The sequence below is a fragment of the Pseudomonas putida genome (assembly GCF_001941965.1).
GTDB lineage: Bacteria > Pseudomonadota > Gammaproteobacteria > Pseudomonadales > Pseudomonadaceae > Aquipseudomonas > Aquipseudomonas putida_L.
Window position 1 is genome coordinate 74170 of sequence record NZ_MKZO01000006.1, and the last position, 23564, is coordinate 97733.

At 63.8% G+C, this 23564-nt stretch carries 21 protein-coding genes; 4 read left to right on the forward strand and 17 right to left on the reverse strand.

The features are described 5' to 3' along the window. Positions 1 to 36: 36 nt before the first annotated feature. The 11 genes from PSEMO_RS03370 to PSEMO_RS03420 all read right to left on the reverse strand — a co-directional run bounded on the left by PSEMO_RS03370 (position 37) and on the right by PSEMO_RS03420 (position 9860). Positions 37 to 1212, reverse strand: coding sequence for a PAS domain-containing sensor histidine kinase (locus tag PSEMO_RS03370; RefSeq protein ID WP_075801749.1), 1176 nt, complete (start codon positions 1210 to 1212; stop codon positions 37 to 39). Beyond that, on the reverse strand, positions 1205 to 2017 hold the full coding sequence (locus PSEMO_RS03375) for an alpha/beta fold hydrolase (RefSeq protein ID WP_075801750.1): 813 nt from the start codon (positions 2015 to 2017) through the stop codon (positions 1205 to 1207). Before PSEMO_RS03375 ends, PSEMO_RS03370 begins: the two co-directional genes overlap by 8 nt. Before the next feature lie 382 nt (positions 2018 to 2399). Next, positions 2400 to 2759, reverse strand: coding sequence for a cupin domain-containing protein (locus tag PSEMO_RS03380; RefSeq protein WP_075801751.1), 360 nt, complete (start codon positions 2757 to 2759; stop codon positions 2400 to 2402). Beyond that, positions 2756 to 3349 carry a GNAT family N-acetyltransferase gene (locus PSEMO_RS03385; protein WP_075801752.1) on the reverse strand — a complete coding sequence of 198 codons (594 nt, stop codon included), beginning with the start codon at positions 3347 to 3349 and terminating at the stop codon, positions 2756 to 2758. Before PSEMO_RS03385 ends, PSEMO_RS03380 begins: the two co-directional genes overlap by 4 nt. 207 nt (positions 3350 to 3556) lie before the next feature. Further along, positions 3557 to 3859 carry a hypothetical protein gene (locus PSEMO_RS03390; RefSeq protein WP_075801753.1) on the reverse strand — a complete coding sequence of 101 codons (303 nt, stop codon included), beginning with the start codon at positions 3857 to 3859 and terminating at the stop codon, positions 3557 to 3559. Between the two features lie 341 nt (positions 3860 to 4200). Beyond that, positions 4201 to 4854 (reverse strand): alkaline phosphatase family protein, encoded by a 654-nt coding sequence (locus PSEMO_RS03395; protein WP_178391958.1) that lies wholly within the window; start codon positions 4852 to 4854, stop codon positions 4201 to 4203. Between the two features lie 156 nt (positions 4855 to 5010). Beyond that, the gene (locus PSEMO_RS03400; RefSeq protein WP_075801755.1) at positions 5011 to 6015 is read right to left on the reverse strand and encodes an MsnO8 family LLM class oxidoreductase; all 1005 of its coding nucleotides are present in this window, start codon (positions 6013 to 6015) and stop codon (positions 5011 to 5013) included. Positions 6016 to 6065: 50 nt separating this feature from the next. Further along, entirely contained in the window at positions 6066 to 7346 is a 1281-nt protein-coding gene (locus PSEMO_RS03405; RefSeq protein WP_075801756.1) for a TRAP transporter large permease, read from the reverse strand. Beyond that, positions 7343 to 7945 (reverse strand): TRAP transporter small permease subunit, encoded by a 603-nt coding sequence (locus PSEMO_RS03410; RefSeq protein ID WP_075801757.1) that lies wholly within the window; start codon positions 7943 to 7945, stop codon positions 7343 to 7345. Before PSEMO_RS03410 ends, PSEMO_RS03405 begins: the two co-directional genes overlap by 4 nt. Then, positions 7938 to 8996: a TRAP transporter substrate-binding protein gene (locus PSEMO_RS03415; RefSeq protein ID WP_075801758.1), complete on the reverse strand. Its 1059-nt coding sequence runs from the start codon at positions 8994 to 8996 to the stop codon at positions 7938 to 7940. Before PSEMO_RS03415 ends, PSEMO_RS03410 begins: the two co-directional genes overlap by 8 nt. A gap of 186 nt (positions 8997 to 9182) precedes the next feature. Continuing rightward, complete coding sequence (locus PSEMO_RS03420; protein WP_075801759.1) at positions 9183 to 9860, reverse strand: RraA family protein; 678 nt, start codon at positions 9858 to 9860, stop codon at positions 9183 to 9185. 112 nt (positions 9861 to 9972) lie between these two features. On the opposite strand from PSEMO_RS03420, the gene PSEMO_RS03425 reads away from it, so the two are divergent. After that, a complete protein-coding gene (locus tag PSEMO_RS03425; RefSeq protein WP_075801760.1) occupies positions 9973 to 10872 on the forward strand; it encodes a LysR family transcriptional regulator in 900 nt (299 codons plus the stop codon). Positions 10873 to 10878: 6 nt separating this feature from the next. On the opposite strand, the gene PSEMO_RS03430 is transcribed toward PSEMO_RS03425, so the two are convergent. The 6 genes from PSEMO_RS03430 to PSEMO_RS33410 form a co-directional block, all read right to left on the reverse strand. Further along, positions 10879 to 11679, reverse strand: a complete 801-nt coding sequence (locus PSEMO_RS03430) for an HpcH/HpaI aldolase family protein (protein ID WP_075801761.1) — start codon at positions 11677 to 11679, stop codon at positions 10879 to 10881. Positions 11680 to 11696: 17 nt separating this feature from the next. Continuing rightward, on the reverse strand, positions 11697 to 12500 hold the full coding sequence (locus PSEMO_RS03435) for a carbon-nitrogen hydrolase family protein (protein WP_075801762.1): 804 nt from the start codon (positions 12498 to 12500) through the stop codon (positions 11697 to 11699). Between the two features lie 52 nt (positions 12501 to 12552). After that, positions 12553 to 13548 carry a TRAP transporter substrate-binding protein gene (locus PSEMO_RS03440; RefSeq protein ID WP_075801763.1) on the reverse strand — a complete coding sequence of 332 codons (996 nt, stop codon included), beginning with the start codon at positions 13546 to 13548 and terminating at the stop codon, positions 12553 to 12555. A gap of 30 nt (positions 13549 to 13578) precedes the next feature. Beyond that, positions 13579 to 14862, reverse strand: a complete 1284-nt coding sequence (locus PSEMO_RS03445) for a TRAP transporter large permease subunit (RefSeq protein WP_075801764.1) — start codon at positions 14860 to 14862, stop codon at positions 13579 to 13581. Further along, entirely contained in the window at positions 14862 to 15368 is a 507-nt protein-coding gene (locus PSEMO_RS03450) for a TRAP transporter small permease (RefSeq protein WP_075801765.1), read from the reverse strand. The genes PSEMO_RS03445 and PSEMO_RS03450 overlap by 1 nt, the downstream gene beginning before the upstream one ends. Positions 15369 to 15670: 302 nt before the next feature. Beyond that, a complete protein-coding gene (locus tag PSEMO_RS33410) occupies positions 15671 to 15835 on the reverse strand; it encodes a hypothetical protein (protein WP_178391959.1) in 165 nt (54 codons plus the stop codon). A gap of 136 nt (positions 15836 to 15971) precedes the next feature. Between PSEMO_RS33410 and PSEMO_RS03455 the strand changes: the two genes are divergently transcribed. The 3 genes from PSEMO_RS03455 to glgB are packed head-to-tail and all read left to right on the forward strand — an operon-like array spanning position 15972 to position 23546. Beyond that, positions 15972 to 17999, forward strand: a complete 2028-nt coding sequence (locus tag PSEMO_RS03455; RefSeq protein ID WP_075801766.1) for an alpha-1,4-glucan--maltose-1-phosphate maltosyltransferase — start codon at positions 15972 to 15974, stop codon at positions 17997 to 17999. A 15-nt stretch (positions 18000 to 18014) separates the two neighbouring features. Beyond that, positions 18015 to 21326, forward strand: a complete 3312-nt coding sequence (gene treS, locus PSEMO_RS03460) for a maltose alpha-D-glucosyltransferase (RefSeq protein ID WP_075801767.1) — start codon at positions 18015 to 18017, stop codon at positions 21324 to 21326. Then, positions 21327 to 23546, forward strand: a complete 2220-nt coding sequence (glgB, locus tag PSEMO_RS03465) for a 1,4-alpha-glucan branching protein GlgB (protein WP_075801768.1) — start codon at positions 21327 to 21329, stop codon at positions 23544 to 23546. Positions 23547 to 23564 lie beyond the last annotated feature (18 nt).

Here is a 23564-nt window from a genome sequence, read left to right on the forward strand (position 1 = left end):
GACCATGCTCGCCAGAGTCATTGGCTTGAGGATCGATCAGTCAGCTTGAACGCCACCCGGCAAATGAATGGTGAACTTGGTCCCATACACCGGATTCGACGTCACCGAAATCCGCCCGCCATGGGCCTCGGCAATCTGCCGCACGATAAACAACCCCAGCCCCACCGAGCGCAACGCATCCTGCTGCTCGCTGGCGCGCACCATGGGTTCGAACAGGGTCGGCAATAACTCGTCGGCAATGCCCGCTCCGTGGTTGTGAACGGTGATGCTTGCACCATGCTCGGTCAGGTCGGTGGTCAGGGTGATGGGGTAATGCGGGTCGCCGTAGGCCACGCTGTTGGCCACCAGGTTGCCGATCATCTGCTGCAGGCGGTCCGGGTCCACCGGGAACTCGCCACGGCCGCGGGCCAGATGGCGGATAGCGGCGCTGTCGAAGGCCACCCGCAGTTCCGCCACGCTGTGTTCGATGGCCTGCGCGAGGTCGACGGGCTGGCGGCGGATGCTGATGCCCTGGCCGATCCGTACCGAGGCGAAGTCCAGCAGGTCGACGATCATCCGCTGTGCGCGCTCGGCGGACTGGCCGATGCTGCTTAGCAGGCGGTGCTCTTTGTCGGAGCGCGCATCCCGTTCCAGCACCTGCGTGGCCATCTTGATCGCGGTCATCGGGTTTTTCAGGTCATGGCTGGCGATGGCGACCATGCGCTCGGCAAAGATGGCCCGGCGCTGGGTGCTTTCGTAGGCCTCTGCCAGTTCGGCCTTGGCCTGTTGCAGCGCGGTTTCGGCAGTGATCTTCTGCTCCAGCAGCTCTTCGGCCCGCTGCCTGGCGGCGAGAACGGCGCGCTCGTAGCGGTCACGCTCGGTGGTACCGAACAGGGCCAGCTCGTAGTGCACACCGTCAGCGGTTTCCCGGCGCACGCCGTTGAGCAGCATGGCAATGATATGCCCGTCGCGGTGCAGCAGTTCGAGCTTCACTTCGGCCACCGAGCCCTGCATCTTCATCAACGGCACCCAGTGGGTGCGCTGGAACAGGCGGGAGCCGGTGGTCAGCAACTGTTCGAAGCGACGCTCACAAAGGCTCGCCTGGTCATATCCCAGCCAGTTGCAGAAGGTCTGGTTGCTGCGCAGCAGACTGCCGTCCTCGGCCATGACCACCAGCCCGCAGGGTGCCTCTTCGAACAGGGATTCGCTGCAGAGCGACAGGGTGTCATCCATGGCCGAGGCCGCGCTGGGTCAGGAAACTGTCCATGGCTGCGGAACAGGCACTCGGTGCGCTCATCTGCGGGTAATGGCCGATATTGTCGATCAGGTTCAATTGGCTGTCGGGCAGCACGCTGTGCAGGTACTCGCCAACGGCCACCGGCACCACCGGGTCGTCGCCGCATTGCACGATCAGCGTCGGAGTTGGCAGGCCGGCAATATCCTGGCGATGGTCGGAGAGGAAGATCACCCGGGCGAAATGCCGGGCGATCTGCGCATCGGTGCGGCGGAAGCTGTTGGTCAGCTCTTCGCCCAGCGCCGGTTGCCCCGGAGCGCCCATCAATATCGGCGCCATGGTGCTGGACCAGCCCAGGTAGTTGTCGTCCAGGGTATCGAGCAGGGAATGGATCTCTTGCAGGGAGAAGCCGCCGGTGTAGTCCGGAGAGTCGATATAGCAGGGCGAGGCGCCGATCATCGCGTGGGCGGAGATCCGCCCTGGGCGCTGGCGGTCGGCCAGGACGCCGATCATCGCGCCCACCGAATGGCCGACGAGGATCACCGGGCCTTCGGCGTATTCGTCGATCAGTTCGTTGAGGTCCGAGGCATAGCCCCACAGGGAGGCGTATTTGTCGCGGTCGTGCAGCTCGACAGCGGACTGGCCCGCGCCGACCAGATCGTAGGTGACCACCCGGAAACGCGTGACGAAATGCGGCAAGAGGAATTTCCACATCGACTGGTCGCAGCCGAAGCCATGGGACAGGATCAAGGTCGCGCTGCCGCTGCCGGCGAGGTGCACGTTGTTGCGTTTTTGCAGGGTCATACCTATCCCGGGGTTGTGCAGCGCGGTGCGTTCGTTGCCATTTCAGCGTAGTAGCAAAGTGATGCAATTGACCTTGCATTTGACGCTAAAGTTTCGTTTCGTGCGGTCATTTGGATCTGAACGCGGGTGCTATGCAGCCCGGTACCATACGCGAAAAGGCTGTTGGGTGCGTGGATAATGCAAAAGCCCCCGGCGTTTTGGCGGCGGGGGCTTTGGGGGGATTCGATTGGGGAGCTTGTGCGGATTCTGTGGGAGCGGGTTTACCCGCGATAGCGATGGTGAATTCACTATCGTAATCGCGGGTGAACCCGCTCCCACAGGGTCCGCGTCGTGCTTTAGAAATGTACTCTGTGCGGCGCTCGATGAAACGCGACCCCTATACCTAGCTCGCGGGCAAGAGAATCACGAAGTTCTTTTTCATATCTTCCAGCACGGTCCATTTGCCCTTGGCGCCTGGTTCGATAATGAAGGTGTCACCAGCGGCCAGTGTGACGGGGGCGCAACCCTCGAGTTCGATGACGCAGCGTCCACCCAGGACATGGCAGAACTCCCAGACCTTGTAGTCGATGCGCCACGCTCCGACGCTGGCTTCCCATTCTCCGGAAATGCGACCTTGCTGTTCATCGTGATAGTACTTGGAGGTCAGTGTATGAGGGGTGCCCTCCAGGACCTCTTCAAAAAAGGGAAGGTCGCGCACCGGTTGGATATCCAGTTCGCGGAACACGGTCAGTTTCTGGTTCATGGCTTTTGCTCCAGTACGTCGTAGGTTGGGCGATACATCAAATAGGCTTCACCGGTTACGCCCAGCATGGGGTGCGGAACGATCTGGCAGGTTTTAACGATCTGGAAACCATGGCGTTCATAGAAGCGGCGTGCACCGTGGTTCTCTGCGTAATCGATCAGGCATAGACCCTTCAGGCCAGCGTCGTCAGCGCGCTGCTGGGCGTGGCGAAGAAACTGGACGCCCAGCCCCTGGCTGCGCCAGGCCTCATCCAGGGCCAGGCTGGATATGTACAAGGTGTCGTGTATTTCCATGTCGGAATAAGGCGCGAGTACGGGATCTGTCTCGACGGACCTGTCAGGGCTCTCGCGCAAGGCATAGCTGTGCATCATGCCGATGACCCGCCCTTCGGAAGTGGCCATCAGGCAGTTCTTGTAGGAGAAGTCGCCGTATTCCCTGGCATAGCGCGAGGCACCGACACTCAGCAATGCTTCTCCAGGTGCGGCCAGCTTGCTCCATATGTAATCGGCCATGCCCTCCGATGTCAGTTGAAAGAAACGCGCAATATCCTGCGCGTCCGAGGCTTGGGCGGGTCTGAAGGCGATAGGCATGTACGGTGCTTCCGTGGGCTCGGGTGTTGGTCTTCGAGGATTACTCCGTTGGCAGGGTAGGCGGGTTGAAAGATTGCCGTGATGCTCTGGGCGACAGTGTTTGCGCTGTGTGCGACGCAGACGTGGCGGTTTGACCTTTTCCAATGTCGGTCTGCGACAGGTTCAGAAATGCGACGATGACTGGGTCGTCACGGGCAGCTTCCCTCGTCATGCCTCAGCTCTCACGCACCTGTCTTCCTTGCGCAACGCATCGATCAGTGCCTGACAGACTTCCAGTGATTGCCAGGTAGCCCAGGCCACATCCGCCAGAGGCCGGGCGAGCATTTCGCATAGCTGGGCGTTGGATTCGAATGCCGATGTGACTGCTGCCGTGAGGTGCATCAGTACATCGTCGATGTCGACATCGGGATTCACCGCGAAAACGGGTGGATGAGTACCGTTACAGGCGCCGAAATGGGTGGCTGCGGTGGTTCGGCGAGAGGTCGGGGCAGGTGAGGTGTTTTCTTTCATGGTGGCGATCCTTGGCGTTGGAGGAGTTGCCAAGCATCGGTGTAAAACGAGTCCGGGGCGACGGCCTATGTTCCGCATTCCGGATCCTGGACGCTGCGTTATGGCGCGCCAGGCACATGCCGAGAGCTCTTCAGCGTCCTTGCGATCGAGCGCCGCTTGCGCGGCGCATCGCTGGCAAGCCAGCTCCCACAAGGTCCGCGCTGGGCACAACGTTCTGCGGCTGGCTCAACACCCTGTGGGAGCCGGCGTTGCCGGCGATGAGGTCATCAGCAACAGCTTCAATCTGTGGGTCCAACATGGAGTCCCCCACAGTTCCCGTTTCGCAAGGATGCCTGTGTGCTTCATCCGCCCCGAAGAAACTCCAACACAACCCGCCCAACCCCCACCAGATCCCTGACACCCACGGCCGAATGCCCAGCCGGCATCACCACCAGCACCGGCGCCATCCGCTCCGCCTCCGAATACCGACCATGCCCATTCCCCATCCCGCCATGATCACTGACAACGATCACCAATCGCTCAGGCCCAGGGGACACATTCAACGCGCTTTCCCACAATCGCCGCAGCCGCCCATCGGTTTCCCGCACCGCCGCCGCATACCCCGCATCCCCCACATCGAACGCCCCGCGATGCCCGGCCTGATCCACCGCATCCAGATGAATGAACGCCAACTGCGGCTGACAGCGCCGCCACGTGCCCAGCACCTCCTGCTCGATCGCCGCATCATCGGCCCGCAAGACCGTGGCGTGATGTAGCCCGGAACGCGCGTCCAGCCGCTCTCGCACCAACTCATAAAGCCGCTTCCACTGCGTAACCAGCAAGCTCCGGCTACCCGGCACATCCTCCTCGACACGCTCGAACAGCGTCTCGACCTTGATCGGACCAGCGCTGTCATTGTCGAGAATCCCATGCTCCCTGGCCCAACGCCCGGTCAGCACCGTGATCCAGTCCGGCGCCGAGAACGTCTGCTGGGTCCGGCCACTGCTCACATCCACCGTCCCCGCCCTCACCCCGGGTGACTGCACAGCGCCAGGAGCACAAGGCCCTTGCGCAGCGCCAGGTATCGAGAGTTGGAAGACAGGGTCGGTTCACACCGTCAGCAAGCGGGAGCCTCGAACTCTACACCTGCAACCGCAACAGCTCCCGCGCATTCACGCCTGTGCAAGCAGTCGATAACTGCGCAACCTGTCCTCCAGCCGATAGGTGACGGTCACGATCCCCACCTCATCACAGCCAAACTCATCCGCGATCCGCTGCATTTCCCGGCGGCAGGTCTCGGGCGAGCCCACCACCATATCGCCCAGGGTGTCATCGAACTCGGCTCGCTCTTGGGCGCTCATCAGTTCGTAACGACGCTGCACCTCGGCCGGGCTCTGCAACGGCTCCCGAGGCATCCGCCCGGCCGTCATCTTGCGATAGACAGCAGTCCCGGCGACAAACCGCGCCTCCTCATCCGACGCCGCACAAATCACCGCCAGCGCCACCAGACGCGGCGCCGGCGTGGTCATGCCAGCCTGCCGATACACCTCGGCATGATGCTCGAAGATCGCCGGCGTGCAGGCCTTCGGTGCGATAAACCGGGCCAGCGCCAGTCCCATGCCGAGCTGCCCGGCCAAGGTCGAACTGCCACCGCCGGAACCGAGCATCCACAGCGAGGGCAGGGTGCTGGCGTCGACATTGCAGGTCAGCGCTGCATAGCCATGGCCAGCCGGAAAACCACCGCGCAGGAAGGCGCAGAGTTCTGCGGCCTGCTGGGGAAAAGCGTCGTGCTGCGCAACAGTACCCGGCGCCGCCAGGGCAACGGAACTCAGATGACTGCCACCCGGAGCCCGACCGATGCCCAGGTCGATTCGCCCGGGAAACAACCCGCCAATCAAAGCAAAGGTCTCGGCCACCTTGTAGGGGCTGTAGTGGCTCAGCATCACGCCGCCGCTGCCGACCCGCATGTGCCGGGTGGCGCTGGCGATCCGGGTCAGCAGGATCTCCGGCGCGGTACCGGCGAACTGAATGCTGTTGTGGTGCTCGGCGACCCAGTAGCGGTGATAGCCCCAGCCCTCGCATTCAGTGGCCAGTTCCACCGAGGTGCCGGCGGCGCTGGCCGCCGTGCAGTGATCGTGGATAGGGGTTTGGTCGATTACGGTGAGTTTCAACGACACTGGAGAGGTTCCGTTCAGATCGAAATTTGTGTCGATGTTAACTAATTTTGCTAGAAGCTGCGCGGCAACCACAACGCCAGTTGCGGGAAGGCGATCAACAGCCCGATCAGCACCAGCAACGCCAGGCAGAACGGCAGCGCACCGTAGACCACGTCCATGAAATTGCCGCGCCCGCGAATGCTCTGCACCACGAACAGGTTCATGCCGAACGGCGGGGTGATCTGGCCCATTTCGCACAGCACGATCAGCACCACGCCGAACCACAGGGGGTCAAAGCCCAGGCTGACGACGATCGGCACGATCAACGGCGCGGTGGTAATCAGCATCGCCAGGGTGTCCATGAAACAGCCCAGCACGATGTAGAACAGGATGATCGCCAGCAGCGTGAACATCGGTGACAGCTGCAGGTCGGTGACGAAGCTGACCAGGGCAGTGGTCAGGCCGATGGAGGCGAGGACGAAGTTGAGGAAGAACGCCGACAGGGTGATGAAGATGATCATGCCGCTGGTGCGCATCGTGGCTTCGAAGGCCTGGCCCAGGCTCTGCCAGGTGAACGCCCGGCGCCACAGGCCCAGGCCCAGGGCGCTGAGCACACCCAGTGCGGCGGATTCGCTGGCGGTGGCGAAGCCGCTGTAGATCGAGCCGATCACCAGCACGAAGATCGCCAGTGGCGGTATCAGGTCCGGCAGGCAGGCCAGGCGTTCGGCCCAGCGGGTGTGCTCCTTGCGTCCGCCCAGTTGCGGGCGCACCAGGCAGGCGATGACGATCAGCGCGACGAACAGCAGGCTGAGAATGATGCTCGGGATGGTCGCAGCCAGGTACAGCTTGGGCACCGAGACGTTGGCGATCAGGGCGAACAGGATCATGTTGATCGACGGTGGGATCAGGATGCCCAAGGTGCCGCCGGCCGCGATCGAGCCGAGGAACAGCGGGGCGTTGTAGCCCTTGCGCACCTGCTCGGGGATGGCCAGGGTGGAGATGGTGGCGGCGGTGGCGACACTGGAGCCGCTGGTGGTGGCGAACAGGGCGCTGGCGCCGATGTTCGAGTTCATCAGGCCACCGGGCAACCAGGACAGCCATTTCTCCACCGCCTGGTACATGCGCCCGGCCACGCCCGAGCACACCAGCAGTTCGCCCATGAGGATGTACAGCGGAATCGCCACCAGGAGAAATTCGGTGCTGGTGTTCCAGGCGATCTCGCCCATCGCATTGCTCAGCGGCAGGGTGGAAAACAACTGCGACAGCGACATGCCCAGCAGACCGACGCTGACCGCCGCCGCCACGCTCAGCCCGAGCAGGGCCAGCAACAGGAAGAGGGTGATGCTCATCATGGCGTTTGCTCCTTCAGGGGCTTGCCGGCATTGCCGAGTTCTTCGTCGATCTCTTGTTCGACGCTGTTGATGCCGATCAGCGCGCTGACCTCGGCCCAGCGCCCGCGCAGCAGGTGGCCGAGGCTGGTGAGCATCAGGCTGAGCAGGGTCAGGGCGAAGAACAGGTAGCCGGCGAACCACAGCGATTGCGGTATCCATTGCGGCACCTGCAACGGGGTGTTGGACACCGAGTGGTAGTCGATGGAGTCCCACAGCACCGCCCAGGCGTGGTACGTCAGCGCGCAAACCAGGACCGCCATGCAGGCCAGGGCGAACAGGTCGAGGACTACCCGGGGCTTGAGGCCGAGGCGGGCGTAGAGGATGTCGACGCGGATATGCGCGCGCTTGAGCAGGGTCACCGGGAAGGCCCAGGCGCTGGTGATCGCCAGGACGTAGCCGGCGATCTCGTCGGCCCCGCCCATGGACACGCCGAGGGTCTTGCGCAGGATCAGGTCGATGCCGATCAGCAGGGCGCAGCCAAGCAGGGCGAAGCCGCCGACCCAGGTGCTGGCCTTGGCCACGGCGTTGATTGCGGTCATGCCGGAACGGGGGTTATTCATGACGGTAGGCTCCGGAGGACAGGTGCATGCCGAGGGTTTCTCCGACCGTGGCGTTCCAGCGCTCGACGCAGGCGGCGCCGCAGCGCTTGCCCCAATCGTTGGCGATCTTCAGCGCGGCCTGGCGCACGGTTTCCCGCTCCTGTGGATCCGGAGCCGAGGCGGTCATATGGGCGGGCTGGTGGATCTGGCAGTCGGGGCGACCGAGGTTGCAGGCCAGGGCGTAGCGGTTCTCCCTGGCGGTCTCGCGCCACAGCGCATCTTCCAGCACCTGGGCCTGGGTTTGCAGGAGCTCGCGTACTTCGGGTGGCAACTGCTGAAAGCGCTTGAGGCCGATGCCGTAGAAGCCGATCGACCAGTCCACCGGCAGGTCGTACAGGTGCTCGGCCACGTCGTACCACTTGGCGGCGTTGCCCGAGCCGATGCCGGTGATGGCGCAGTCGATGACGCCGGTCTGCAGGGCGGTCACCACTTCGGCGAAGGACAGGGTCACCGGGACGGCGCCGATGGCCTTGACCAGCTCGGCCATGTTGCGTCCGCGGGTCCTGATTTTCCGGCCCTTCAGATCGGCCAGGGTCTGCACCGGAGCACGGCAGAAGAACACCTGGGCGGTGTAGGGCACGGTGGCCAGCAGTTTGATGCCGTGGCGCTCGGCCATGCGTTGTTCCAGCACGGGCTTGTAGGCGTTGGCGATGCTGCGGGCGCTGTCGATGTCGGCAGCCATGCCCGGCAGGTCGACGCCTTCGAAGGTGGCGTCGTCACCGGCGACGAAGGCGAACACGCCCATGCCGATGTCCACCGCGCCGAAGCGCATCAGGCGGATGATCTCGGGGCCTTTCAGGCCGCTTTCGGAGAGGCCTAGCAGTTGCGCGGTGACCTTGCCGCCCGAGGCTTCCGGCAGGGTCTGGGTCCAGAAGGGGCGTTCGACTGCGCGGAACGTGTAGTTGTGGCTGCCGCCGCCGACTACGTTGAAGCGCATCTCGGGGTAGTCCTGGGCCTGTGCTGCGGTGCTTGCCAGCAGGGCCAGGGGGATAAGTAGCGAGCTGAGTTTCACGGGAGTCCTCTTGTTCTTTTATTAGGAGCAGTGATCAGCAGTACGGCGCGTACCTTGTAGGAGCGAGGCTTGCCCGCGAAGGACCGCGCTAGCGGTCCCAAAATGGTGTGGTCAATGAGATCCTGGGACCGCTGCGCGGTCCTTCGCGGCGGTTCGGCGGCCCGACAAGCCTCGCTCCTACAACATTCAGCGCGGAATCACTGGTCGGGTCGCCGCCTCGATGGTCGCCCGCGACCCAACGATATCCGGAAATTTCTCGCCCTTCGCCAGCCGCGCCAGGGTCTGTTTTTCATTGCGCTGGAAGTCGATGGCACGTTGCGCCAGCCCGAGCATCTGCTCTGGCGGCAGGAACACGATGCCGTTTTCATCCGCCACCACCGCATCCCCCGCACGCACGACAACCCCGCCGCAGTGGATGGGCGTGCAGAACTCGCCGTCCAGACCAATGACCCGCGTGGTAATCGCACTCGCGCCCCGCGACCAGACCGGCACGCCATGCTCGCGCAATTCGCCCAGGTCGGTGACATAACCATCGACGATGATCCCGGCCACGCCGGCCTGCTTGGCCGCATAGGCCATGGCGCCCCCTAGAGCAGCGGTGATGCGCTCGCCACAGCGGTCCACCACCAGGAAGTCGCCCGGCCGCACGCAGCCCATGGCGTAGTGGAGGATGCCACCGTCATTGCCGGGCATGCGCACGGTCACCGCCGTGCCGACCGCACGCACGTTCTGCAGGTGCGCCTTGATCTCGGGGTGGGGAATGCCGTGGGTGATGAAGTGTCCGATGGTGGCCGGTTCGGCCTCGATCAGCACTTCGAGGATGTTCGGATCGACCGGGGCAGGCAGCGCTTCGATTAGATACATAGTGGGTTCTTGTTATCTCGGATGCTTTTTCGAAGGGTTTCGGTCATCCTAACAACCACCTTGAACGGTCGATAATAAAAATCCGTAAGCACTGGCGGGAGCAGTTTTTATCATGCGTATTACGCTAATGCAGATCGAGGCATTCTATTGGACCGCGCGTCTGGGCGGCGTTCACGCAGCCTCCCGGCATCTTCATCTGACCCAGCCGGCCATCTCGGCGCGGATCAAGGAGATGGAGTCGCTGCTCAGCGTGAAGTTGTTCGATCGCAATAAACAACGCATGAGCCTGACCGCCGACGGACATACCGCTTTACGTCATGCGGAGCTGGTGTTGAACAACAGCACGCAACTTGAACAGTTCGCTGCGCAGCAGAAGAAACACCGGCGTTTGCGCCTGGGCGCCGACGAGTGTTCGGCCATGGTCGGGCTGACGGCGGTCATCACGGAAATCAAGGCGCACTTCCCGGAAATCACCCTGGAAATCACCATTGACGTGGGCGCTGCGTTAAACCGCAAGCTCAACGATCATGAACTTGATATCGCCCTGCTGACCAACCCGGCGACCCGTGAAGACGTCACCGATGTCTTTCTCGGTTGGATGACGTTCCAATGGGTCGCCGCTCGGCATCTCGATATCGAGGAAGGGCCTTTTCTCGCCCGACATGCGCAGGAATATTCAATCGTGACCCACAGCGCGCCATCGACGCTGTATTCGGTAGTTGATCGCTGGTTGAAGGAAAGTGGCTCGGTGAGCCACGCCTTCCATTCGAGCAACTCGTTGGCCTTTATCGCCAAGATGGTTTCGGCCGGGCATGCCATCGGTATTCTGCCGGTACCCTTGATTCGCGACATGCTGGCCGTGGATATGTTGAAAACATTGCCCTGCGATCCGGCGATTCCACCCGCGAAGTTCTGCTTGTCCTATCTGACCGAGCGCCCTGATATGCAACTGGGCGAACTGGTTTCGATTATTCGCGCAACGCTGGTCAAGCAGAACTTCCTGGTGGATTAACGTACTTCAGGCAAGAGCACGTTTCACCGCCGCAATATGCTGCCCCGCCTGGTTAAGCCAGGACAGATCACTGCCCATCAGCAGCATATCGCTGCCCAGTTCCATCAGCCGCCGGGCGTTTTCCCGGTCGGCCGGGGCGCAGGGCACCATCACCTGGATGCCACGGGCATGGCATTTCTCGATCAGCAGTCTCAGGCGCTGCAGCACCTCCGGGTTGCCGAGGCGATAGTCCACCGGCAACTGGCGCGACAGCGAGTAGTCCGCCGGCCCGAAGTGCACCGCATCGATGCCTTCCACATCGAGTATCTCGTCGATGTTGTCGAAGAACTCGAAGCTTTCCGCCATCGGCACGATCACGCTGCGGGCGTTCTCCGCCTCGGTGTAGCGCGCCCAGTCGAAGCCGGGCCCGGCGAAGCCTGCCGAGCGCACGGAGCTGTCGCCACCACGGCGCCCGAGCGGCGGGAACTTGCTGAACTGGATGATCTGGCGCATCTGCGCGGCCGTGTGCACCTGCGGCACGATCACCCCCGCAGCGCCCATTTCCAGGGCCTTGCGGATATCCCATTCGAGTGTGCCGCGGACCCGCACCAGGCTGGGAATGGCCGCGTGACTGGCCGCCAGCAGAAGCTTTTCCATGTCGCGGTCGATGCCGAGCGCGGTGTGCTCGGCATCGATGAAGACGAAGTCCAGCCCCCAGTTGCCGGCCACTTCGATGGCCATGCAGGCGGTGCTGTAGATGTTCATGCCGAAGGTAGTGCCGCGCGCCATGCGCGCCTTCAGCAAGGTATGTGTGGTGCTCTGGTTCATGGTCGAGTTCGTCCGGGTCAGAGGCGGTAGGTTTCAGGCAGCCGGTCACGGAACGGATGCACTTCGAACACGCCCGGGTCGCGGATCAGCGACTTGTTGCGGGCCTTGGCCAGGTCGATCTCGACGCTGTACACGCCGTCTTCCAGGCCGGCACGCACCAGCGTCTTGCCGGACGGCTCGATGATGTGGCTGGTGCCGATGAACTGCATGCCCTCGTCCATGTCGTTGCGGTTGGGGGCGACGAAATAGACCATGTTTTCCGCCGCGCGCACGGTGCTGAAAATGTCCGGCAGCATGCGCGCCTGCTCGGGCCAGGCCGCCGGCAGCACGACGATATCGGCGCCTTCCAGGGCCAGGGTACGCACTACCTCGGGGAAGCGGATTTCATAACAGATGGCCAGGCCGACACGGCCGATCTCGGTGTCGAACACCGGTGGCGTCCATTCGCTTGGGCGGTCGGTGAAACGGTCGCCGATCATGAACGGCAGGTGGCGTTTGCGGTGCAGGCCGATGATGCCCTCGGCGCCGATCAGCGCCGCGGTGTTGAACACCTGGGCGTCGTGACGCTCGTAGAAACCGACCACGATCAGGATGCCGGTCTGTGCCGACACTTCGAGCAATGGCGCCAGGGCGTCGAGGGTGATGGCGCCGCGTTCGAGGTCCTCACGGCTGTCGAAGGCGCCGCCGGTGATCAGGCACTCGGCGAAGGCGATCAGGCGCGAGCCTTCGGCGGCGGTCTGGCGCGCCAGGGCAGCGACTTTATCAATGGTCTGTTCCGGGTTGCCGGCTACGGGATGAATCTGTGCGACGGAGATTTTCATGGTGTTCCTTGATGACAAGAGAGGAGCGCCGCACCCGGCGGCGCGCTTGGCTTCACTGCGCCTGGTAGGCCATGGCCTGGTAGACCTTGCTGACCAGTTCGGGGTTGATTTGCGCGGCGTATTTGTCCACCACCGGGCGGATGGTGGCCTGGATGCGTGCGACTTCTTCGGGCGCCACGTCGTTGACCTGCATGCCGCTGGCCTGCAGCTCGGCGATGGCCTTGGTGTCCGCCTCGCGGGAGATCCGCCGTTGCTCCAGGCGCACGTCCTGGGCCGCTTCGCTGAGCAGTTGCTGCTCATCGGCATTCAGGCTGTCCCAGAAGGTCTTGCTGATCAGCACGATCTGCGGGTTGTAGTTGTGCCGGGTCAGGCTCAGGTACTTCTGCACTTCGTTGAAGCGCGAGGCGAGGATCAGCGCCGCCGGGTTTTCCTGGCCGTCCACGGTGCCGGTCTCCAGGGCGGTGTTGACCTCGGTGAAGGGCAGGGGCGTCGGGTTCGCGCCCAGGGCGCGCCACACATCGAGGAACAGCGGCGACTGCTGGGCACGAACCTTCAGGCCGGCGATATCTTCAAGCTTGCTCACCGGGCGTACGTTGTTGGTCAGGTTGCGCACGCCAAGCTCCCAGAAGGCCAGGCCCACGAGGTTTTTCGCCGGCAACTGGTCGGTGAGCATCTTGCCCACCTCGCCATCGAGCATGGCGTCCACTTTGGCGGTATCGGTGTAGAGGAACGGGAAGTCGAGGATGCCGAAGTCGGTGACGTGGTTGATCATCAATCCGGCGTTCCAGGTCATCATTTCCACCACGCCGCCCTGCAGCGACGACAGCACCTGGACGTCGCCACCCAGCACACCGTTGGGGAAGGTGCGGACCTTGATCTTGCCGCCGCTGCGCTGTTCGACCTGCTTGGCGAACAGCTCCATGCCGATGGCCGGCGGGGTGCCCTTGGGGCTGGTGGCGGCGAACTTGATGGTGCGGGCGTTGTAGTCGGCGGCCATGCTCAGGCTGCTGGACAGCAACAGCGCGGCGATGAAGGCGAGTTTCTTCATGGTGTGGGTACCTTTTGTTTTTATTGAGTGTCAGTGGCCGAACCACTGGGCCGGGACGAGGACCAGGTCGGGGAAAAGCACCAGCAGGAACAGCACGATGATTTCGGCGATGAGGAACGGGAAGGTGCCCTTGAGCAGTTCCTCGTAGCGCATCCTGCCGATGCCGCAGACCACGTTGAGCACCGTGCCCACCGGCGGGGTGATCAGGCCGATGGAGCAATTGATCATGAACAGCACGCCGAAATAGATCGGGTCGATGTTCGCGGCGGTGACCACGGGCACCAGGATCGGGGCAAGGAGCAGCACGGTGGGTGTCAGGTCCATGACCATCGAAATCACCAGGATCAGCAGCATCAGCACCACGATCAGCAGGCGCGGGCTGTCGATGACCGGCTGGATCAGGTCGATGATCTGCCCGGGGATATCGGCGATGGTGATCATCCATGCCGGAATCGAGGCGGCGGCCACCAGGAACATCACTGCGGCGGTGGTCTTGCCGGCGCGCAGCAGCAGTTCATTGAGCGACTTCAGGCTCAGCTCCCGGTAGATCAGCGAGGACACCAGCAAGGCGTAGACGCTGGCCACGGCGCCGGCTTCGGTGGGGGTGACGACCCCGAAGCGCAGGCCGACCACGATGATCACCGGCAGCATCAAGGCCCAGAAGCTGTCCACCAGCGCCTTGAGGCGTTCCTTGAGGCTGGCCTTGGGGCTCAGTTCCACCTCGTCGTTGCGTCGGGTCATCAACCACCAGGCCACCACCAGCGCGGCGGCGATCATCAGGCCCGGGGCGATCCCGGCGAGGAACAGCTTGGTGATCGACAGTCCCGAAGCGACACCGAGCACCACGAAGCCGATGCTCGGCGGAATGATCGAGCCGAGCACCGACACCGAGGCGATCAGCCCCCCGGAGCGATTACGGTTGTAGCCGGCGATGACCATCATCGGCAGCAGCAGGGCGGTCAGCGAAGCGGCATCGGCCAGTGCCGAACCCGACAGGCTCGACAGCAGCACCCCGGCGAAGATGGTCACGTAGCCCAGCCCGCCGCGCAGGTGCCCGACCAGGGTGATGGCCAGCTTGATGATGCGTTTGGACAGGCCGCCGGTATTCATCACTTCACCGGCGATGATGAACAGCGGAATGGCCAGCAGCGGGAAACTGCCTGCCGAGTTGATGATGTTCTGCGCGATGATCTGGCCGTCGAACAGGCCCAGCAGCCACATCAGGGCCACGCCGCAGAGAATCAGGCCATAGGCGATCGGCGTACCGATCAGGATGGCGGCCATCAGCACGCCGACGAAAACGGACAGGGCCATTATTCGGCTGCTCCATGTTCAGTGGACGGGGTCGGCGCAGGGAGTGTGCCCATGAGGTTGCGCACCAACTGGGTGCAGATCAGCAGCGCGCTGCAAATGGAAAAGACCAGGCCAGCGCCGTAGAACAGGGCCATGGAAACCCCCGTGGACGGAGCGCCGACATGCAGGTTGATCAGCGTCTGCTTCCAGCTGCCGTCGAGGAACAGCCAGGTGACATAGAGCATCAGCACCTGGGTCAGGGCCAGCAGGCACCTGGCGACGCCGGGCGAGGCACGGCGGGTGAGGATATCGACGCCGATATGGCCGTTTTCGTGGAGCATCAGCTGGGCGCCGGCGAAGACCAGCCAGACGAACGCCAGGCGGGAGATTTCCTCGCTGAAGAACAGGCCTGAGTTGAAGCCGTAGCGCAGCACCACATTGGCGAAGATCAGACAGGTAATGCCGACCAGGCACAGGACCACGAGGCTTTTGAGGACGAGGAAGTAGCTATCGATCAGTGTTTTCATGGCGCCTCCTGGAACATTGCTGTCCAGAGGGCGCCGGGCGTGCCTGGTGTGAAGAAGAGGACGGCGAAGTCCAGGGATATCCGGGAGAAGGGCATCGGGGGTCACCTTTTTATTATTAGACATACGTCGTCGTATGACTGACCCGATTGTTCAACTAAACGTGGGCGCTGCGCTGCCTCAAGATTTTTATCAGGGGGATAAGGAATGGCGATCAGTGGGCGGCCAGCCGTGCCTGCTCGAGGACGCCAATGGCCTCAAAGGCAGGCACCCGGCAATCCCACTGCGCACAAACCCATCTACGCTCAACCTTTCACCGGCGGCTCCTCGCTCGGCGGATCGCCCACGGTGGGTGGCATGGTCGGCTGCACCGGCACGCCCTCCGGATCCTCCTCGTCGGGTACCGCTGGCGGCAGGGTCGGGTCGTCGATATTCGGATCGGGCGTTTCCGCAGGGATAGGAATGTTCATCGCTGTACCTCGCAAGGACGTTGATCGTGTCTTTCGCTTGGACCCCTTTCCCGCAACAACGCTCATTTTTTATTGAACCCCCGCGCCTGCCATTGCTCTCAACCCTTACCGCCACGCCGTAACGGAGCGATGTTCGATGACCCGCAATGAGCCTTTCGTAACCGAGCGCATGGCCGCTGCCGACAATCCCGCCGACGATCCGCTGACCCTGTCCCAGGCCCTGTTGCTGCCCCGGGTGGTGATCGAGAACACCACGCCGGTGCTCGATGCCGGGCTGTATGCGGTCAAGACCGAGACCGGCCGCACGGTCACCGTGGGCAGCACGGTCTACGCCGACGGCCACGATGTCCTGGCGGTGACCCTGAACTGGCGCCAGGCCCATAGCCGGCGCTGGCGCAGCATCAACATGAGTTTTCTCGGTAACGACCGCTGGGAAGGCCGCTTCAGCATCAATGAAGTGGGGCGCCATCTGTTCGTGATCGAGGCGTGGGTCGATGCGTACGCCACCTACTGTCACGATCTGGAGAAGAAATTCGCCGCCGGGGTGAATATCGAGCTGGAATTGGAGGAGGGCCGCCTGCACCTGGAGCATGGTGCCGAACGCAGCGCCGGGCCGCTGCGCGAAGAGCTGGCCGGACTGGCCCGACGCTTGAGCAAGGGGCTGCCCGCGGCCAGTCGGGTCGAGATGCTGGTGGCCAACGATACCCGGGTGCTGATGGCCCAGGCCGATCCGCGCAGCTACCTCAGCCGCAGTCCGGAGTTTCCATTGGACGTCGAGCGCGAGCGCGCGGCCTTTGCCAGCTGGTATGAGCTGTTTCCCCGCTCGATCACCGACGATCCCCAGCGCCACGGCACCTTCAACGATGTCCACGGGCGCCTGCCGATGATTCGCGACATGGGCTTCGATGTCCTGTACTTCCCGCCGATCCATCCCATCGGCACGAAGTTTCGCAAGGGCCGCAACAACTCGCTGACGGCCGGGCCGGACGATCCCGGCAGCCCTTATGCGATCGGCAGTCCCGACGGCGGTCATGACGCGATCCATCCGCAACTGGGCAGCCGCGAGGACTTCCGTCGCCTGGTCGCCGCTGCGGCGGAGCACGGCCTGGAGATCGCCCTCGACTTCGCCATCCAGTGCTCCCAGGACCACCCCTGGCTCAGCGAACACCCCGGCTGGTTCTCCTGGCGCCCGGACGGCAGCATCCGCTATGCGGAAAACCCGCCGAAAAAATACCAGGACATCGTCAACGTCGATTTCTACGCCGCCGACGCCGTGCCCTCGTTGTGGCTGGCGCTGCGCGATGTGGTGGAAGGCTGGGTGGCAGAGGGCGTCAAGCAGTTCCGCGTGGATAACCCGCACACCAAGCCGCTGCCGTTCTGGCAATGGCTGATCGCTGATATCCGCAGCCGCCATCCCGAGGTGATCTTCCTTGCCGAAGCCTTTACCAAGCCGGCGATGATGGCCCGTCTGGGCAAGGTCGGCTACAGCCAGAGCTACACCTATTTCACCTGGCGCAATACCAAGGCGGAGATCCAGGAGTACTTCGAGACGCTCAACCAGCCGCCGTGGTCGCTGTGCTACCGGCCGAACTTCTTCGTCAACACGCCGGACATCAACCCGTTCTTCCTGCACACCTCGGGGCGCGCCGGGTTCCTGATCCGCGCGGCACTGGCGACCATGGGTTCGGGCCTGTGGGGCATGTACTCAGGCTTCGAGCTGTGCGAGGCGGCGCCGATCCCGGGCAAGGAGGAATACCTGGATTCGGAGAAGTACGAGATCCGCCCGCGGGACTTCACCCAACCCGGCAACATCATCGCCGAGATCGCCCAGCTCAACCGCATCCGCCGCCAGCAGCCGGCCTTGCAGAGCCACCTGGGCGTGCGCTTCTACAACGCCTGGAACGACAACATCGTGTATTTCGGCAAGCCCGCCCCGGATGGCGAGAGCTTCGTGCTGGTCGCCATCAGCCTAGACCCGCACAACGCCCAGGAGGCGCATTTCGAGCTGCCGCTGTGGGAGCTGGGCCTGGACGACAACGCCGTGACCCGTGGCGAGGACCTGATGAACGGCCATCGCTGGGAGTGGTTCGGCAAGACCCAGTGGATGCGCATCGAACCCTGGCACCTGCCGTTCGGTATCTGGCGCCTGGACAAGGTGCACTAGGAAGGGAAGTCGAGCATGGCGAAGAAAAGCCGCCCCGCGGCCTTTATCGATGATCCGCTGTGGTACAAGGACGCGATCATCTACCAGATCCATATCAAGTCTTTCTTCGATTCCAACAACGACGGTATCGGCGATTTTCCCGGCCTGCTGGCCAAGCTCGACTATATCGCCGAGCTCGGGGTCAACACCCTCTGGCTGCTGCCGTTCTACCCGTCGCCGCGCCGCGACGACGGCTACGACATCGCGGCCTACAAAGCGGTGCACAGCGACTACGGGACCATGGCCGATGTGCGCCGCTTCATTGCCGAGGCACACAAGCGCAACCTGCGGGTGATCACCGAACTGGTCATCAACCACACCTCCGACCAGCACCCCTGGTTCCAGAAGGCCCGGCGCGCCAAGCCGGGCTCGGCGGCGCGGAATTTCTATGTCTGGTCCGATAGCGACGACAAGTACGACGGCACGCGGATCATCTTCCTCGATACCGAAAAGTCCAACTGGACCTGGGACCCGGTGGCCGGGCAGTACTTCTGGCACCGCTTCTACTCGCACCAGCCGGACCTGAACTTCGACAACCCGCAGGTGATGAAGGCGGTAATCGGGGTCATGCGCTTCTGGCTGGACATGGGCGTCGATGGCCTGCGCCTGGATGCCATTCCGTACCTGATCGAGCGCGACGGCACCAACAACGAGAACCTTCCGCAGACCCACGCCGTCCTCAAGCAGATCCGCGCCGAGATCGACGCCAACTACCCTGACCGCATGTTGCTGGCCGAGGCCAACCAGTGGCCGGAAGACACCCAGCAATACTTCGGCGACGGCGAGGGCGACGAGTGCCATATGGCCTTCCATTTCCCGCTGATGCCGCGCATGTACATGGCCGTGGCCCAGGAGGACCGCTTCCCGATCACCGATATCCTGCGCCAGACCCCGGCAATCCCGGAGAACTGCCAGTGGGCGATCTTCCTGCGCAACCACGATGAGCTGACCCTGGAGATGGTCACCGACCGCGAGCGCGACTACCTGTGGAACTACTACGCCGCCGACCGCCGTGCGCGGATCAACCTGGGCATCCGCCGACGCCTGGCGCCGCTGATGCAGCGTGACCGCCGGCGCGTCGAGCTGCTGACCAGCCTGCTGTTGTCCATGCCCGGTACGCCGACCTTGTACTACGGCGACGAGATCGGCATGGGCGACAACATCTACCTCGGCGACCGCGATGGCGTGCGCACGCCGATGCAGTGGTCGATCGACCGCAACGGCGGCTTCTCCCGCGCCGACCCGGCGCGCCTGGTGCTGCCGCCGATCATGGATGCGCAGTACGGCTACCAGAGCGTCAACGTCGAATCCCAGGCCGAAGACCCGCACTCGCTGCTCAACTGGAACCGCCGCCTGCTCACCGTGCGCAAGCAGCAGAAGGCCTTCGGCCGCGGCACCCTGAAAATGCTGGCGCCGAACAACCGCCGGATCCTCGCCTACCTGCGTGAATACACCAGCCCCGAAGGTGTCAGCGAAACCGTACTGTGCGTGGCCAACGTATCGCGCGCCGCGCAGGCGGTGGAGCTGGACCTGGCACCCTGGATCGACCGGGTGCCGGTGGAAATGCTCGGTGGCTGCGCTTTCCCGCCGATCGGCCATCTGCCCTTCCTGCTGACCCTGGCGCCCTACGGCTTCTACTGGTTCCTGCTGGCACCGAAGGACCAGATGCCCAGTTGGCACGTCGAGGCGGCGCAACCCTTGCCGGAGTTCACTACCTTGGTCGTCAAGAAACGCATGGAGGAACTGCTGGAGGCTCCGGCCCGGCAAACCCTCGAAGCAACCATCCTTCCTGAATACCTGCCGAAACGCCGCTGGTTCGCCGGCAAGGACCAGGCCATCGACAAGGTCCACCTGGCCTACGGCGTGCGCTTCGGTACGCCGACCAGCCCGGTGCTGCTGGGCGAGCTGGAGGTGGACAGCGGTGGTCAGCGCCGTCGCTATTTCCTGCCCTTCGGCCTGATCGGCGAGGAGCAGATCCATACCGCGCTGCCCCAGCAACTGGCGCTGGCCAGGGTGCGGCGCGGGCGTCAGGTCGGTTTCATCACCGATGCCTTCAGCCTGGAAACCTTTATCCGTGGCTTGCTCGCCGGCTTCCAGGAGCACCTGCGCCTGCCCGGCAGCGATGGCGAACTGCAATTCGAGTCGACCCCGCAACTGGCGGCGCTGAAGCTGGGCGATGACGCCGAGGTGCGCTACCTGTCGGCCGAGCAGTCCAACAGCTCGGTGGTGGTCGGTGGCAGCCTGGTGCTCAAGCTGATCCGCCGGGTCAATGGCGGCGTGCATCCGGAGCTGGAAATGGGCGCCTACCTGACCGCTGCCGGCTTTGCCAATATTTCGCCGTTGCTCGGCTGGCTGAACCGCGTCGACGACAGCGGCGAGCCGTACCTGCTGGCCATTGCCCAGGGTTACCTGAACAACCAGGGCGATGCCTGGGACTGGACCCAGAACAACCTGGAACGGGCCATCCGCGACGAGATGGAGCCGCCGCAGTTGCGCGGCGAGGGCCATGCCGATGCCCTCGAAGACCTCACCGGCTTTGCCGCCTTGCTCGGCCAGCGCCTCGGCGAGATGCACCAGATCCTGGCCCGGCCCACCGACGACGAAGCCTTCAAGACCCGCATCAGCGACGCCGAGGACAGCCGCCGTTGGGGCGAGCAGATTGCCGATCAACTGCGCACCGCCCTCGACCTGCTGGTGCAGCACCGCGACGCACTGGACGAGGAAAGCCAGGCCCTGGTCAGCGACCTCGAACAGCAGCGCGATGGTTTGCTGCGCGAGGTCGGGCAACTGGCGCAGCAGGCCGAGGGCGGCCTGGTCATGCGCGTGCACGGCGACCTGCACCTGGGGCAGGTGCTGGTGGTGCAGGGTGATGCCTACCTGATCGACTTCGAGGGCGAGCCGGCGCGGCCGCTGGACGAGCGCCGGGCTCGCCACAGCCCGTACAAGGATGTCAGCGGCGTGCTGCGCTCCTTCGACTACGCTGCTGCGATGGCCTTGCGCGGAGCAGCGGGCGCTGGCGCACTGCCGGACAACCTGCAGGCACGCCAGCGGGTCACCAAGCGTTATCTGCACGCTGCGCGCCATGCCTTCGTCCAGGCCTACGGCCTGGCCACCGCCAGTCTGCCCCATGCCTGGCTCAAGGAAGGCGGCGAGCAGGCGGCACTGGAATTGTTCAGCCTGGAAAAGGCTGCCTACGAAATCGCCTATGAAGCGGAAAATCGCCCGAGCTGGCTGGCCGTGCCCTTGCATGGTCTGCATGGGCTTGTAAGTACCTGGGGAGAGCAGTAGATGAGCGTGCACAAGAAGGAACAGGGTGGACTGGGCCGCAGCGATATCGACGACCTGGTCAATGCCAGGCACGTCGATCCGTTCGCGGTGCTCGGCGCGCACGCCGATGGTGCAGGAGGCACCTGGCTACGGGCTTACCTGCCGGAGGCCTTGAGCGTGCAGGCGCTGGGTGGCGACAGCGACGAGTTGATCGCCGAATTGCAGCAGGAGAGTGTGCCGGGCCTGTTTACCGCGCATGTGCCGCGGGGTATCGACAAATACCGCTGGCGGATCAACTGGGCCGGTGGTGAGCAGGTCACTCCGGACCCGTACAGCTATGGCCCGCAACTCGGGGACATGGACCTTTACCTGTTCAGCGAGGGCAATCATCGCGACCTGGCCAACCGCCTCGGCTCGCAGCCGGTGACGGTGGACGGGGTCGAGGGCGTGCGCTTCTCGGTGTGGGCGCCGAATGCCCGGCGGGTCTCGGTGGTGGGCGACTTCAACAACTGGGACGGGCGCCGGCATCCGATGCGCCTGCGTCACGCCAGCGGGGTCTGGGAACTGTTCATTCCCGGGCTGCGCGCCGGCGAAACCTACAAATACGAAGTGCTCGGCCATGACGGCGTGCTGCCGCTCAAGGCCGACCCGCTGGCCCGGGCCACCGAACTGCCGCCAAGCACCGCCTCGAAGGTCGCCGGCCCGCTGGCCCATGAATGGCGCGACCAGGACTGGCTGCGCGAGCGCGGCGATGCCCAGGGCGTCGGCGCACCGCTGTCGATCTACGAACTGCACGCCGGCTCCTGGCAATGCGAGCTGGACGAAGCCGGCGAGGTCAGCCGCCTGTACAACTGGCGCGAGCTCGCTGAACGGCTGATTCCCTACGTGCAGGAGCTGGGTTTCACCCATATCGAGCTGATGCCGATCATGGAGCACCCGTTCGGCGGCTCCTGGGGTTACCAGCCACTGTCGCTGTTCGCACCGACCTCGCGCTACGGCACGGCGGAAGACTTCGCCGCCTTCGTCGATGCCTGCCACCAGGCGCGGATCGGCGTGATCCTTGACTGGGTCCCGGCGCATTTCCCCACCGACAGCCACGGCCTGGCGCGCTTCGACGGCACCGCCCTGTACGAGTACGACAACCCGCTGGAGGGCTTCCACCAGGACTGGGACACCCTGATCTACAACCTCGGCCGCACCGAGGTCCATGGCTTCATGCTGGCTTCGGCGCTGCATTGGCTGCGCGAATTCCATATCGACGGCCTGCGCGTCGATGCGGTGGCCTCGATGCTCTACCGCGACTACTCGCGCAAGGCCGGCGAATGGGTGCCCAACCGTCACGGCGGGCGGGAGAACCTCGAAGCCATCGATTTCCTTCGCCACCTCAACGAGGTGGTCAGCCTCGAAGTGCCGGGTGCGCTGGTCATCGCCGAGGAATCCACCGCCTGGCCAGGTGTCAGCCAGCCCGTGCAGCAGGGCGGGCTGGGTTTCTCGTACAAATGGAACATGGGCTGGATGCACGACACCCTGCACTACATCCAGAACGACCCGATCCACCGCCAGCACCATCACAACGAGATGAGTTTCGGTCTGATCTATGCCTATTCCGAGCACTTCATCCTGCCGATCTCCCACGACGAAGTGGTCCATGGCAAGCGCTCGCTGATCGACAAGATGCCTGGCGACCGCTGGCAGAAATTCGCCAACCTGCGCGCCTACCTGGCGTTCATGTGGTGCCACCCGGGCAAGAAGCTGCTGTTCATGGGCTGCGAGTTCGGCCAGTGGCGCGAGTGGAACCATGACAGCGAGCTGGACTGGTACCTGTTGCAATACAGCGAGCATTTGGGCGTGCAGCGGCTGATCGGTGATCTCAACCGGCTGTACCGGGAAGAGGGCGCCTTGCACCAGCAGGATTGCCAGCCGCAGGGCTTCCAGTGGCTGATCGGCGATGATGCCCACAACAGCGTGTTTGCCTGGTTGCGCTGGAGCCGCGAAGGCGAGCCGCTGCTGGTGGTGGCCAACTTCACTCCGGTACCGCGGGAGGGCTACCGGATCGGTGTGCCGTTCGGCGAGCGCTGGGACGAGGTGTTCAACAGCGATTCGCAGCGTTATGCCGGGTCGAACTTCGGCAATGAAGGGGCGGTGAAGGGCGGGACGGTGCCCAGTCATGGGCAGCCCATGTCGCTTGAGGTGAATCTGCCGCCGTTGGGGGTGCTGATCCTGCGGCCTGCTCAGCAGTAATATCTTCCTGCCAGCCCA